The 14,505-nt window shown below is 60.7% G+C and carries 10 protein-coding genes and 1 pseudogene; 7 read left to right on the top strand and 4 right to left on the bottom strand.

Annotation, left to right across the window (positions count from 1 at the left end; all coding sequences use genetic code 11):
* Both ACXJMY_RS36860 and ACXJMY_RS36855 read right to left on the bottom strand, forming a co-directional pair.
* Window positions 1-775 (bottom strand): asparagine synthetase B family protein (locus tag ACXJMY_RS36860; protein WP_456624258.1); only part of this gene is annotated, 775 nt, incomplete at its 3' end.
* A gap of 235 nt (window positions 776-1,010) precedes the next feature.
* Window positions 1,011-1,769 (bottom strand): WecB/TagA/CpsF family glycosyltransferase, encoded by a 759-nt coding sequence (locus ACXJMY_RS36855; protein ID WP_456624257.1) that lies wholly within the window; start codon window positions 1,767-1,769, stop codon window positions 1,011-1,013.
* A gap of 733 nt (window positions 1,770-2,502) precedes the next feature.
* On the opposite strand from ACXJMY_RS36855, the gene ACXJMY_RS36850 reads away from it, so the two are divergent.
* On the top strand, window positions 2,503-3,615 hold the full coding sequence (locus ACXJMY_RS36850; RefSeq protein ID WP_456624256.1) for a glycosyltransferase family 4 protein: 1,113 nt from the start codon (window positions 2,503-2,505) through the stop codon (window positions 3,613-3,615).
* A 162-nt stretch (window positions 3,616-3,777) separates the two neighbouring features.
* On the opposite strand, the gene ACXJMY_RS36845 is transcribed toward ACXJMY_RS36850, so the two are convergent.
* Window positions 3,778-4,830: a polysaccharide deacetylase family protein gene (locus tag ACXJMY_RS36845; RefSeq protein ID WP_456624255.1), complete on the bottom strand. Its 1,053-nt coding sequence runs from the start codon at window positions 4,828-4,830 to the stop codon at window positions 3,778-3,780.
* Window positions 4,831-5,068: 238 nt separating this feature from the next.
* On the opposite strand from ACXJMY_RS36845, the gene ACXJMY_RS36840 reads away from it, so the two are divergent.
* Entirely contained in the window at window positions 5,069-5,842 is a 774-nt protein-coding gene (locus ACXJMY_RS36840; RefSeq protein WP_456624254.1) for a methyltransferase domain-containing protein, read from the top strand.
* On the opposite strand, the gene ACXJMY_RS36835 is transcribed toward ACXJMY_RS36840, so the two are convergent.
* The gene (locus ACXJMY_RS36835) at window positions 5,823-6,275 is read right to left on the bottom strand and encodes a transposase (RefSeq protein ID WP_456624253.1); all 453 of its coding nucleotides are present in this window, start codon (window positions 6,273-6,275) and stop codon (window positions 5,823-5,825) included. The genes ACXJMY_RS36840 and ACXJMY_RS36835 overlap by 20 nt on opposite strands.
* A 463-nt stretch (window positions 6,276-6,738) precedes the next feature.
* On the opposite strand from ACXJMY_RS36835, the gene ACXJMY_RS36830 reads away from it, so the two are divergent.
* The 5 genes and pseudogenes from ACXJMY_RS36830 to ACXJMY_RS36810 form a co-directional block, all read left to right on the top strand.
* Window positions 6,739-7,524, top strand: coding sequence for a class I SAM-dependent methyltransferase (locus tag ACXJMY_RS36830; protein ID WP_456624252.1), 786 nt, complete (start codon window positions 6,739-6,741; stop codon window positions 7,522-7,524).
* Window positions 7,525-7,639: 115 nt separating this feature from the next.
* A pseudogene (locus ACXJMY_RS36825) lies at window positions 7,640-7,780 on the top strand (IS5/IS1182 family transposase); the annotation flags it as partial.
* Window positions 7,781-8,334: 554 nt separating this feature from the next.
* Window positions 8,335-10,881 (top strand): heparin lyase I family protein, encoded by a 2,547-nt coding sequence (locus ACXJMY_RS36820; protein WP_456624251.1) that lies wholly within the window; start codon window positions 8,335-8,337, stop codon window positions 10,879-10,881.
* A 109-nt stretch (window positions 10,882-10,990) separates the two neighbouring features.
* On the top strand, window positions 10,991-13,639 hold the full coding sequence (locus ACXJMY_RS36815) for a type I secretion system permease/ATPase (protein WP_456624250.1): 2,649 nt from the start codon (window positions 10,991-10,993) through the stop codon (window positions 13,637-13,639).
* On the top strand, window positions 13,626-14,505 hold an 880-nt coding region (locus ACXJMY_RS36810), incomplete at its 3' end, for a biotin/lipoyl-binding protein (protein ID WP_456624249.1). The genes ACXJMY_RS36815 and ACXJMY_RS36810, both read left to right, overlap by 14 nt.

Below are 14,505 nucleotides of genomic sequence, written 5' to 3'. Positions count from 1 at the left end.
TACGAATTCGAACGGCCTCATCGAATGCCTGCTTGAACAAGGAAATCGCGTCCTGGAATGATTTGACATCCGGTAGTGACGTCGAAACCGGCGGCGAGAAATAACGTGTCGTCGTCAGCGTTCCGCTCTGCCACGTGGCATAGTGACCTGGCGGCAGCTTCTTCAGCTTACGAAAAAACGTGGAAGGCCCCGGAACGTATCGATTGAGAAGATAGTGGCCTAGTGCTTCGGAATCGAAGTCTCGTCTAAACCCCGGAAACTGAATGAGCGATTCGATCTCCGAGCCGAAGACAAAACCACCTTCCAGCTCGCCGACAAACAATGGCTTTTTGCCGAAGGCATCGCGGGCAAGTATTAGCCGCTGCTCCGTTTCATCCCACAACGCAAAGCCGAACATGCCACGAAATCTACGTATCGCGTCAAGTTGCCAAGCACGATACGCCTCTATGAGCACCTCGCTGTCTGAGTTCGTGCGAAACCGATGGCCAAGTCCAACAAGTTCCTGTCGCAGTTCAACGTAGTTATAGATTTCGCCGTTGAAGATTAAGGTGAAGCGGCCATCCTCACTCGACATCGGCTGCGCGCCGCCACCAATGTCGATAATCGAAAGCCGGCGGTGACCGAAGCCGATTTGAAATCGCTCATCCGCCGTTTCGTAAAGCCGGTAGCCCGAGCCGTCTGGCCCCCGATGTAACATCAAATCGGTAAGCTTGATGAGAGTTTCGCGATCCTGATACTTGGCGGGACCAAGAACCCATCCGAATATCCCACACATTGTTAAATGCCTTATCTGGACGATAGTTGGATGATACTCGTCACGCCATATGCTCGTTTCTGGCTACCGCTCCGATTTGAGCTATCAATCAACTGAAGGTCAGAAGGCTGAAAACGCGGTTACCCAAGATGAGATCGCTCGCATCAGCGCGCGCTCGCGGCGTCGACTCAAATTAAAGTATGGCAGTCTGTCGCTCGCGGCTTGGTGAACACCTTAGGGCAGCTTGGTGAATACGTTAGACTGAATGGCCTACCTCACCCGCGCCAGGCGGCAACCCGCTGTTCGCTCGCGGTGCTATGCCTAACCTCTGGCGTACAATGGCTTGGGCCAGAATGCCGGCGAACAATGTATTGGTCTTGGCATATCGCCACCACATGCGTCCTGGCTCCTGATAGACGCGGTAGAGCCATTCAAGCCCGAGGTGCTGCATGCGAACAGGCGCCCGCTGTACCGCGCCGGCAAGAATATCGAACGAGCCGCCGACACCCATGATGAAAGGCACGCCGAGCACATCGCGATAGGACGCAAGAAAGCGCTCCTTGCGCGGCGAAGGCATGCCGATAAAGAGGCAGTCGGCGCGACTAGACCGAATTTCACGGACCACTTGGGCCTCCTGCTCGCGTGTGAAGTAGCCGTCCCTGAGGCCGGCGAACGCGATCGAGGGATGCTTGTCGAGGACTCGCCGCGCGGCCTGTTGCAACACGCCAGCAGTCGCTCCGAGAAAATACGGTTTGAAGCCGTCCTTTTCACATAGTGCTAGAATCTCGGTAAGCAGATCGATGCCGGTCACGCGCGACTGGACCGGCAGGCCGAGTGCCCGCGCCCCCCACACTATGCCCATGCCATCAATGCTGATCACATCACTGCTAACGACATCGGCAGCAAGCATCGGGTCAAAGCGCATGCTGACTAACTTGGCAACGTTGAGCGCAACATGTTGCAAACGCTGCTGGCTACGCATCGCCGTGCGTGCGAGCTCGACCGTATCAGCCATCGTAAGGACATCAATGGGGCACCCTAGAAATGACGCACGCATCGCCATCCTCCGCTTACCGCCGTGCAGGCGCAGCCAGGTCTGAACCTCAATCTTCGTCAAAGCGACGATAGCTTAGGGCGTGCTGAGCAAGTGCAAGCAGAAGGGTTGGTACCCTGGGGCTGAATGGCTACCCAATTGTGAGTAAGTCCGTGTTGAACAGAGTCTCGGTCGTTGCCGTCCACCTGATCCTGCTACGTGAGAGCGGAGCCCGAACACAGCCGCGATCGCTGCGAAAGCTCGCAAGCCTCCAGGCGGCTGGCTGGTGTGGCGTGTAGGTCGGTGGCACTGGTCGGTCGCCGTGGCGTTGAGGTAGCCAGGCAGTACGAATTTCGCAAAAGGCGGCTAGGAATGTTCAGTGGGGCGAGTCGGGCGAACGTCCGGGCCAACCGCTGGAACGCTTCGCAATCGTGTGCTGTCGGACTGTCGCTATAGCGGGCTGCGGTCTGTCCAGCCCGCGTAGCCCGATTGAGCAGCAACGTCTTTCATTTGGCAGTCGAGATTGGATTAAGAAGCTGCTAGAGATTGTCTCGTCTTATGATCTTCAGCTAGCAGGGCACCACGGAAACTATCCCGCGTCGGTGCGCAGTGTTCTCGGAAGAGCGTCGGATTGATCTTCCCGTTAAGGTTCGCACTGTTGACGGGCATTGGCATGGCGCCGCCGTAGCGTGTTGACAGATTTTCGGTGTATTTGATGAGTACGACCCAGAATACCCTTCGGTTGATCGTAGCCACGCCCTACGGCCTGCATGGCCGAGGAGGAATTGATCGCCTTACGGATCTCATCATCGATACAATCGATCAACGCGGAGATCTTGGCGTCAAGGCCGAGCGACTGGTAACCAGGGGACAGAAGAGCAGGTATTGGGGAGTGGTGGTCTTTGCCCGGGCACTGATTCAATTCGGTGTCGCAGCAGGACGCGGGAAGGTTGACCTGGTTCATTTTCAGCTTGCATGGCGCGGGAGCGCGTACCGCAAGCTGATCATCGCGGCTATAGCGCGCTATTTTGGGGTGCCCTATGTCGTGCACCTTCACGCCGGCCAGTTTGATCAGTTCTGGGCAGGAGCCGGGACATATTTGCGTCGAAGCATCAACCGATTGTTCGTGGATAGTGCGGCGATCATCGTGCTAGGCGACTATGGTGCGCGCGTCATTCTCGATCGGCTTCCCAGCCTTCGCGATAAAATAATGATTCTTCCGAACGCAAGCACGTCCCCGAGCCAACCAAACCTGGGCCGATCGGAATGCGGGCAAATTCGCATTACCTTTCTCGGCTTCCTTGAACCAGAAAAGGGGGTGCCGCAACTCGTTGATGCACTTGGAAAACTGGCATGCCGCACTGACTGGACCGCGACCATAGCTGGAAGCGGAGAAGTAGAGCAAACCCGCGGTCAGGCTCAACGGCTCAAAATCGCCGATCGCGTGGACTTCCCAGGCTGGCTCGGCCATTCAGAGACCGCGGCGCTGCTCCAGCAGACCGATATTCTCACGCTCCCATCTTTTGTCGAATCTCTGCCAATGGCGGTCATCGAAGCCTTCGCTTACGGTATAGCTGTGGTCGCAACACCTGTTGGTGCGGTTCCCGAAGTCGTTGCTCACGAGCGCAACGGGCTCCTGGTGCCTGTGGGGGACGCTGAGGCGCTTGCCAATGCACTTGAGCGATTGCTCGAAGATGGAGCGTTAAGGCGTCGCCTGGGCGACGCCGCCCGCCGCGACCATGCGGAACGATATGAAATCAACACCTACATAAAGCGACTGGTATCGATCTGGCGAAAGGCCGCACAAGAGCCGGAGACACGTGCCTGACGCCGACCCTATTTGGCTTCTTGGAAAGGGACCTTTGGCAACCGCGAGTCGTAGCTTCGTGCGGACTGCCCCCCGCTACTGCGGGTCTGCAGCGGCGATCGTCTCAATGGTGGCGAACCACAGTTCACGGGCGCGCCTCCCGAAAGTTGCGGTGGTCTCAGCTCACCGTCGCCCGGCCAAGGCCCGAAGCATCTCTTCCAAGGGCTGCCGATGGGATCGTCTCGAAAGTAGCGTTTGCGCTGCCAACTGCACCCCATTCATTCGCGCCGCGAACGAAATTTCCGAGTCAAACGCACTGCTCACCCCAATGCGGGGAAGCGCGAATTGTTTGAGGCGATCGTTGCCCAGCTGACCGTGTCGCGTTGTTACGGCGCTCAAATAGCCCACCTCTTTGGCGAGATGCTCTTCACGCGCACCGCACGCCCCATACGGATAAGCGTGATGCCGGACAGGCAACTGAAGTAAGTTCTCCAGATAGTTGCGGTTATCGGCCATCTCGGCTCGCGCTAAGGTCGCGTCAAGGGTCGCCAGCGCTGCGTGTGAGGTAGTGTGCCCGCCAATTGATGCGAGAGGATGACGCGATAACTCTTGAAGCGCGCCCTCGTCAAGGAAGTATTGGTTGTTCAACGTCGATATCGAAATACCAGCATTGTTGAAGGTCGGCGCAAGCATTTCGGCACGTTTGTAATCCTGGTGAACCCACTGGTCGACTCTTGTCAGGGCGAACCGCTTGCTCTCGAAGTCTGGACAATGAAACCGAATGCCCATTGCATCGATTGTGATGTCATCTCTTGAGCGAAACAGCTCGCGCAATCCTAACCACCAGGACTGCATGGTCCGCGTTAGCGCAGCCGTCGGCACGTACACCATGAATGGAGCGTTGTTACGCTCAAGGATTGGAAGCGCCACCGAGACATTGTCCCGGTACCCGTCATCGAATGTGAGGACCGCGTAGCGGCGCGATTGGTCATTTCTGGCCAGTCGCTCAAGGCACTCCTCGAGGCTGACAATCGCCCATCCTTCCTGTTGGAGCCAACTGAGGGAGTATTCAAATARTTCAACGGAAGTTCCGGTCATTAATTCCGACCGACAATCCCGCTGAATTTCGTGAAACATTACGATCGCCGCCCTACCAGCGAAGATCCTGCGAAAGGCCGGAAAAAATCCGGCGCTCCCGATTGCATGAAATACAAGGTCTTTAACCTGCCGCTTCAATTGAGGCGAGCTCCGCAGTGGTGATTGATCCGTTCGGCCCTAGGCGACACCGACGCTCAGGGCACAACTTCGATACAAGTTTAGCTAGAGGCTGCGAATAACGCACTTCGATTTGAGTTCAGCCGGTGCCACGTTGTGGCTACCCCATCTTGAGTATTGGTCGGCCCTTGGACGGGTGGTACCGTGGGGAATGGCCTCCCAACTTCTGATGGACTCGAAGCGGGCGCACCACTACAGGGTGGAGATCAGGCTCGCGGATCGGTTACGCAATTCTTCGCGCGCGGAGCGCAAGCAACTTTACAGCTCGGTGTATGAAGAGCTGTTTCGCGAGGTGCCGTACCACCCGCTGCTCGTGCTTAAGAGCCAGGGGGCGGTGAAGCGGGCCGAGTTGCAGGAGCTGTTCGAGACGCTCCGTCCGTTCCTGAATCCTGACACGGTCTATGCGGAGATCGGAGCTGGCGACTGCGCGCTCACGATGCTCGTCGCGCCGCAGGTGCGGAAAGCCTACGCGATCGATGTCTCCGAGACGGTGACGCGCGGCGCGAGCGCACCGAGCCTTGAAGTCGTGCTCTCCGACGGCATCAGCATTCCAGTAAAGGCGACGCTGATCTTCTCGAACCAGCTGATGGAGCATCTCCATCCGGATGACGCCCGCGACCAGCTCGCGAACRTGTTCGCCGCGCTAGAGCCCGGCGGAAAATACTTCTGCATCACGYCGAACCGCATGAACGGCCCGCACGACRTCTCCGGCGGCATCGATGAAGTGGCGCGGGGCTTTCACTTGCGCGAGTACACGAATCGTGAACTAGCGAGCCTGTTCCGCTCCGCGGGTTTCGCGCGGGTGCAGGCTTTCGTGCGCATCCGCAACTTCCAGACGACGCTGCCGCTGGGCGTTGTGATCGCGCTCGAAACCGTCGTCGGCTGCCTGCCGCGGAGCCTCGGATGGCGCGTTTCGAACCTGCCGATACTGCGCCGCATCCTCGGAATCCAGCTCATCGCGACGCGTCGCTGAGGACACGTCTCAGACGCTCCTGGAGTGGTCGACAACCAGTATTTGTTCGGCGACAAGCTGCTGATTCCTGACCGGCGGCAACCGAAACGCCGCCGCTCGTTGGCGAGATCTCGCAACCGGCCACGCAGAGCCGCGTCCAGAGGCCGTTGCGCGCTTGGCGGCGGGGCCTAGCCAATTTTTGAAAGCGGCTCGCGAAGGGCAGCCGCATCGAGCTCTGCTCGGCCAGAAGCTTCTTCAGCTTCGCGTTCTCCTCTTCCAAGGCCATTAGCCGCTTCGCCTTGCAAACGTCCATGCCGCCGAATTTGGCCTTCCAATTTGTGGATCGTCGCCTCGGAGACCCCATGCCTGCGCGCGAGGTCGGTCGTCTTCGCCCACCCTCATGCTCCTTCGATACCGCGATAATCTGCTCTCCCGTGAACCTTGCTCGCTTCATCTGTCCCTGCTTCTTCGGCCCGGGCTCTAACTCGTTCTGGAGGAAATATTCGGTCGCAGGTCAAGTGTAAGCAAAAGGGCTGGTGGCGGGGGCTGAGTGGCCACCCAATTGAGTACTCGGTGATGAACGAATTCGCGATCGCTGCCGTCTATGTAGACCCGCAACCTGAACGCCGCGCCCGACTTCTGGGTGCTCATTCCGATGCATCATGCACAACGAGCCTCGGCTTCGCTGATCGATTGGGTCGACGATAACGCGAAATCCAAGGGAAGCCGACGGGGTAGTCCGAAAGGGCCGGCACTTGAGGCGAATTTGACCGTAGGATACGAGCGTATAACCACGTTACCGTGGTCCTTTCGCACACTGTTGCCCGGGTCGCCAGGGCTGAACGCCCCTGCTGAGTGCGCCGCATCGGAGAGGCCGGCCGGACGGGAAGTCAGCCTGCGCCAAGGGAGCCAAGTCGATGAAAGCACGAACCCGGATTCCGCTGACGAACGGTTGGGATCACGCGATGGAGGTGATGTCCCGCGAGATTCGCTCGATCAAGGATCCTGGCAAGGTTCTTGATATCCTCGAAGCTGGTTGCGGCCAGAAGTGGGATCTCGACATCGGCGGCGGCGGATATGTGCTGACCGGCATCGACCTCGACCCCGAAGCCCTTCGCATCCGGCGCGACGAAACGAAGGACCTCCACGAAGGCATCGTCGGGGATCTGCGCACGGCCGATTTCGGTCAGCGGACCTTCGACGTCATCTTCAACTCCTTCGTCCTGGAGCACGTACCGGGGGCGCAGCAGGTCCTGGAGAACTTCAACAGATGGGTGAAACCGGGCGGGCTGATCATCATCATGATCCCCGACCCCTATTCGGCGTACGGCTTCACCGCCAGGATGACCCCGCACTGGGTTCACGTGCTCTTCTATCGCCTGATCCTCGGATGGAAGAACGCCGGCAAGCCAGGCTACGGCCCCTACAAGGTCACCTACGACCAGGTGGTGTCGCGCGAAGGCATTCGGGCGTTCTGCGAAGAGAACGGACTGGTCCTGGCCGCCGAATACGGGATGCCTAGCAGCCACGGCCTGAACAACAACAGCCTCAAGCTCAAGCTGGTGGAAGCGTACAAGAAGACGCTTCATGTCCTGTCCCTCGGCCGCCTGAGCTCCGATCACAACGACATCATCTTTATCATCCGCAAACCGGCTCTTCCCGCGAGGGCGGACCTGCAGGTCAGCACTGCCGTTCCCGCCTGATTTGCAGGTTCTAGCGACGGGTCATATCTATCAAGCGCCGGCGGATCGCGCGGCGCAGAGCCGCCACGCTTCCCGGCATTCTCGTGATTTATCGCCAAGTCGGATTCCTATGAAGTCGCGGTGCGAACGGAAGAAGATCGAGATGCTGTTCGCACGCCTGAAGCGCATCCTGCGCTTCGACCGGCCCAGGTTGAGAGACCCATCAGCGGCTCGAGACGAGTTTCTCCCCACGGCTCAGATCCTAAGGAAGCAATAATCGAGCGACCTCATGAGCGGTGAAGCCGCGTTGCTTCCCTGTTTTGTTTGGGCCTCCAACGCGATCACCGTACCGCATCGGCGTGATCAAGCTTCCCGGCGGAGACGACCTCTTTCCGCGAAGGAGCGGATGGAGGCGGATCTTTGGTGACGGGTCGCGCAGTCCAGATTTTGATGATCTGCGGGACCGACCTAAACGTTGGTATAAATCATACTTTGAAAGTTTTTTCGCCACTTTTGCTTATTAACCCGCAAGCGAGCTATCGGGGGGGCAAGTTCCCGAAGCTTTGAAATCCGCTCGCGGTCCGAGGCTGCGATGCGTTGAAATGTGTTCGCGAAGCCAGTCGCTGCGAGCATGCGGTATGTTGCGCGCCATCGTGATGCGCGGCAGTGGAATGCCCTCGTCAACGTCAACGAGAAACAACTTCCGTAACTCGAAGGAGTCTGAAATTGGATACTACCGGCACGATCACGTCATTCTCGGCTGCGCCGAAAACGTACCTTAGCATTGGGGGGGACAGCTACTACGTTCAGACCCCGGGCAAGAGCTACAGCATGACCAATCTCGACCCCCAGACTCTACAATTTTCAATTCAACCTGGCGATCGCGCCTGGTTCGATGGATCAGGTGTCGATCGCTCTGAAATAATGTTGGCTAACTATATTCAACCGGGGACTCCCACCGCCATCGACTACCAGTTTGCGGTGCAGCCCAACGGGCCAAACAACACATTCGTCAACAACGCATGGTTCTTTGTTACCGCAGAAATGCATGATGGCGGCACTGTGGCTGGAACCTCGCCGCCATTCGCAGTTCAGCTCGCCGGCGACCATCTGCAGCTTGTCGCGCGCTATGTCCAACCTGGCGGGAATCCCGCCCAGGGCTCCTCCGATCTGCATAATCTGGTGCTATGGACCGACCCGAACCCGATTGTTCCGGGGAAGTATTACGACATCAACATCCAGGCCAACGTCTCGAACAGCGGCGGCGGCTATCTCAAGCTGGCGGTCGACGGCCAGCAGGTCGTGAACTATTCCGGCCCGCTGGGCTATGGCTCGCCGACCTATTGGGAAGAAGGCCTGTATCGGAATTCAGGTCCTACCGAGAGCGTGACCGCCGACTTTCGCAATTTGACGCTGGTCACTGGGTCGACGGCAAACGGCTGGCAGGGTGTGGGCGGCGCGCCCACGTCGCCAACCACCCCGCCAAACGTCGCGCCGACAGTGACCCAGGCCACCGCTTCACCGGGGACAGGAATCGAGCATGTCGGCGATACCATCACATTGACGCTCGGCTTTAGCGAGGCCGTGACCGTCACGGGCACGCCCACACTGAAGCTCAACGACGGCAATACCGCCACCTATGTCGGTGGTTCCGGTACGGGCACGCTCACCTTCCGCACCACGGTTGCGTCGACCGACACGAATACCTCGGCGCTCGCCATCACCGGTGTCAATCTTCCGAGCGGCGCGAGCATCAAGGACGCCTCCGGTCTCGCGGCGAACCTGTCGGGTGCGGTGAAGACCTTCACCGGTCTCCAGATCGATCCGATCTCGCCGGCGGTGACACAGGCCACGGCCTCTCCGGGAACGGGCATCGAGCATGCCGGCGATACCATCACGCTGTCGCTCGCCTTCAACGAGGCCGTGACGGTGACGGGCACGCCCACGCTGTCGCTCAATGACGGCGGTACGGCCACTTATGCCGGTGGTTCTGGCACGGGCACGCTCACCTTCAAGACCACCGTCGCCTCGACCAACACGAATACGTCGGCGCTCGCCATCACCGGGGTCAATCTTGCGAGCGGTGCGAGCATCAAGGACGCCTCCGGGGTCGCGGCGAACCTGTCGGGTGCGGTGAAGACGTTCACCGGTCTCCAGATCGATCCGATCTCGCCGGCGGTGATGCAGGCCACGGCTGCTCCGGGAACAGGCACCGAGCATGTCGGGGACACGATCACGCTGGCACTCGGCTTCAACGAGGCCGTGACGGTGACGGGCACCCCCACGCTGTCGCTCAATGACGGCGGCACGGCCACTTATGCCGGTGGTTCGGGTACGGGCACGCTCACCTTCAAGACCACGGTCGCCTCGACCAACACCGCCACCTCGGCGCTCGCCATCACCGGGGTCAATCTTGCGAGCGGTGTGGCCATCAAGGACGCGAGCGGTGTCGCTGCCAATCTTGCCGGCGCCGTGAAGACGTTCTCCGGCCTGCAGGTCGACCCGACGTCATCGACGCCGCCGACGACGCCCACGACGCCCACGACGCCGACGACGCCAACGACACCAACGTCGCCGCCGACCCCATCCGCGACCAAGCCTGTCCTCACGATCGCGGATGACTCGCTCTGGGTGGCCGGAAGAGGTGGTACCGTCGATCTCGGGACGAAGGTGACAACGACCGATTCGAACGATCTCGTGACCGTGCACATCACGGGGTTGCCGAAATATGAATCGATCACCGACAAGCTCGATGGTCGGACGTTCCGGGGAAATGACATCACGCTGACGGCCGCGCAGGTCGACAGCGGACTGACGCTGACCTCGACCTACAGGGGCGGGGGTCATCCGGTTGCGACACTTACGCTGACGGCAAGTGCGAAGGATCCGTCAACCGGTGCGGTTGCGACGGCTTCGCCGCAAACCATCACCGTGACGGATCCTCGACCCGCGACGACCACGACCACGACAACCTCGTCGCACCACCACCACCACACCGCGACGGCTCATCAGCCCGTTGCCACCACGACGGCCGCGACCCCGACGACCTCGCAGACGACCGAGTCTGCGGATCATCATCAGCAGACGGCCGCCGCACACACGGGGGTCTTGGCGAACCAGGGCTTTGCGCTGCTCCAGCAGCATTTTGACCCGGCCGCCAGCACCCTGGCAACGACCGCTGCGCAGCCGATCAGTGCGGCAGATCATCCGGCCGCGACCGGCTCCACGCTGGCGTCCATGGCAAGCCAGAGCTTTGCGCTGCTGAACCAGTATCTGGCCGCTCACACCGGCCATGTGGATCCCGGTCAGATCGTGGCGGCTCTGTCGCAAGCGACCGGTTGGGGCCACGACTCGTTGCTGGCGCGGCCGCAACATTAATGCCGGGCCGCACCCAGGCTCAGCGCCTGGGTGCGGCACCGTCACTGCTTGGGAATGCATGAGAAGGAACATCGTACGCGGCCGGTAGCCGCGAAGGGTTGAGTAAAAAATGGCGATCCAGAATGGAAATGCCCATGCCGCAGATCTCGGGCTTCGATCCCTGGCTCTGTTCCTGCGCCTTCATGGCGTGAACGCCGAGCCTGACCAGCTCCGCGACCGTTGCGGGGAGAGCGCAATCGGCATCCGTGCGATGCTGCGTTGCGCCCGCGATTTCGGATTGAAGGTCGGTTCGCGCACGACACATTGGAAACAACTCGCAGGCATCAGTCTGCCCGGAATCGCAGCGCTGCGTGATGGCGGCTTCCTGCTGCTCGGGAAGGTCGAGGAGGACGCCGCGCTTGTGCTGCATCCGACCGCGACGCATCCGAAGTTGATGCCGCGTGCGGAATTTGAAGAGATCTGGGACGGCCGCTTGATCCTGACCGGATCTCATGGCCTCGCAGATCTGGCGCAGCATGCCTTTGCCGGTCTGATTGCGCGCGGGCGTGATCTGGTTGCGCTCGCAGGCGATGCTCTGGCGTCTGCACGGTCCGCCGGTCATCGCGATATACCCGTCCAGGAGCCGGGTCCCGAGCCCGCGGAAGGCGATGAGTCGGGGCTCATTGCGATGGCGATATTGCTGCGTTGCCACGGCATTGCGGCCGACCCGGAGCAAATTCGCCATCGCATGGGAACCTCGCGGGTCGGTGTGACCGAAATCCTGCGCTGTACCAGGGAGTTCGGCCTCAAGGCCCGGGCCCAGCGGTCGAGCTGGAATAGGCTTGCCGTCACGCCGTTGCCGGCAATCGCCGCGCTGCGCGACGGCAGCTTCCTGATCCTGGGCAAGGTCATCGACGACAAGCTTCTTGTTCAGCGTCCATTGTCTTCCCGGCCCGAATCGATAACGCAGGCCGAGCTCGAGGCCATCTGGGACGGCGACATCATCCTGATGACCCGGCGTGCGGCCCTGACGGATCTCTCCAGGCGATTCGATATCGGCTGGTTTCTCGGTGCGGTCCACAAGTATCGCGGGCTTCTCGGCGAGGTGCTGATCGCGTCGTTCTTCCTTCAGGTCTTTGCCCTCGTCGCCCCGCTGTTCTTCCAGGTCGTCATCGACAAGGTACTGGTGCATCGGAGCATCAGCACGCTCGACGTCCTGGTCGCGGGTCTCGTCGCGTTGACCTTGTTCGAGACCGTTCTCGGCACGTTGCGCGTCCATCTGTTCGCGCACACGACGAACCGCATCGACGTCGAGCTCGGCGCCCGGCTGTTTCGTCACCTGATGGCGTTGCCGATCGCATATTTCCAGACACGCCGCGTCGGCGATTCGGTCGCACGCGTTCGCGAGCTTGAGAACATCCGGCAGTTCCTGACGAGCTCGGCGCTCACCCTTGTCGTCGATCTCCTGTTCACTGTCGTCTTCCTTGCGGTCATGTTCTACTATTCGACCGCGTTGACATGGATCGTTCTGGCGTCGTTCCCGTTCTACATCGGAATTTCCGCCGGCGCCGCGCCGCTGTTTCGCCGGCGACTCGATGAGAAGTTCAATCGCGGCTCGGAGAACCAGGCCTTCCTGGTCGAAAGCGTCACGGGCGTCGAGACGCTGAAAGCGATGGCAGTTGAGCCCCAAATGCAACGCCGCTGGGAGGAGCAACTCGCCGGCTACGTGGGGGCGAGCTTCCGCGTACTCAGCCTGAACAACACGGCGAGCCAAGCGGTCCAGATGATCAACAAGCTGGTCACGGCCGCAACGCTCTACTTCGGCGCCAAGTTCGTGATCGGCGGCGACCTGACCGTCGGAGAGCTGGTGGCGTTCAACATGCTGGCGGGGCGGGTAAGCATGCCGGTGCTTCGGCTCGCGCAGATGTGGCAGGATTTCCATCAGGCCCGGCTGTCAGTCGATCGTCTCGGCGACATTCTCAACACCATCCCGGAGCCAAGCTTCAGTTCGGCCCGCGCCGCGCTGCCGGCGATCCGCGGCAAGGTCGTATTCGAGCACGCGACCTTCCGCTACCGCGCCGATGGCCCCGAGGTGCTGCACGACGTGTCCTTCGGCGTCGAGCCCGGCCAGGTCGTCGGTATCGTTGGCTCTTCGGGCTCGGGCAAGAGCACCATCGGCAAGCTGATCCAGCGTCTCTACGTGCCGGAGAGCGGACGCGTACTGGTCGACGGCGTTGACCTCGCGACGGTCGACCTGACCTGGCTTCGGCGTCAGATCGGCGTGGTTTTGCAGGAGAACGTGCTCTTCAATCGCTCGATTCGCGAGAACATTGCGCTCGCCGACCCGGCCATGCCCATGGAGCGCGTCATCGAGGCGGCGTCACTCGCCGGCGCTCACGACTTCATCCTGGAGCTGCCCGAGGGCTATGACACCATCGTCGGCGAACGCGGCAGCAGTTTATCCGGCGGGCAGCGCCAGCGTGTCGCGATCGCTCGCGCACTCATCACCAACCCGCGTATCCTCATCCTCGACGAGGCTACCAGCGCGCTTGATTACGAAAGCGAGCGCGCCATCCAGCAGAACATGAGACGGATCGCCGCCGGCCGGACTGTGTTCGTCATCGCGCATCGGCTCTCGACCGTGCGCAATGCGAACCGGATCGTTACACTCGAGCATGGCCGCATCGTCGAGGATGGTAGCCACGATGAGCTGATCCGCTCGAATGGGCGCTACGCAAACCTCCACTACCTGCAGGCCGGTATCCATGACGTCCGCTAGCCGAAATATCGTTCCGTTTCCGAGAGCCGAGGTTCGACGGCGCGAGCACGAGATTGCATTTCTGCCCGCGGCGCTCGAGATCACCGAATCGCCGCCGTCGCCGATCGGTCGCGCGATCGGGGCGAGCATCATCGCGGTCTTTTGCGTCGCGCTGTTGTGGGCATCGTTGGGCAGCGTCGATATCGTCGCCACCGCGACAGGCAAGATCGTGCCTGGCGGGCGTACCAAGCTGATCCAGCCGTTCGAGACGGGCGTTGTCCGCGCCATCCACGTACGTGACGGGCAGAGCGTCAAGGCCGGCGACGTTCTGATCGAGCTGGACCCAACGATGACGGAAGCCGATCAGGAGCGCGGGAGAAGCGATCTCGTTGCGGCCGAACTCGACGTCGCGCGGCTGCGCGCAGCGCTCACCGATGATCCGCTTGCCGCCTTCCGATCACCGCAGGGCGCAAGTGCCGGGGAGATCGAGATGCATCGCCAGTTTCTGATCAGCCAGCGCGCCGAGCAGAACGCCAAGCTTGCGGAGATCGAGCGCCAGCAAGGTCAGAAGGAGGCGGAGCGGGCGACCACCTCGGCGAGCGTGGCGAAGCTCCAGGCGACGATACCGGTGCTCCAGGAGCGGGTCGACATTCGCAAGACTCTGGTCGACAAGGCCTTGGCTTCGAGGGTTGTCTATCTCTCCGAGTATCAGGAGCTGGTCGGCCTTCAGCAGGATTTGGTCCTCCAGCAGAGCCGGCTCCGCGAAGCCGACGCCGCCATCGCCTTGCTGAAGGAAACGAAAGAGAGGACCGCCGCGGAGTATCGGCGTGCCACCTATGACGCACTTGCGAAAGCCGAGCAGAAGGCGGCGAGCGCTGCGCAGGAAG

This window comes from Bradyrhizobium sp. P5_C12 (assembly GCF_054049735.1).
This window is presented reverse-complemented; position numbering and strand designations above follow the sequence as displayed.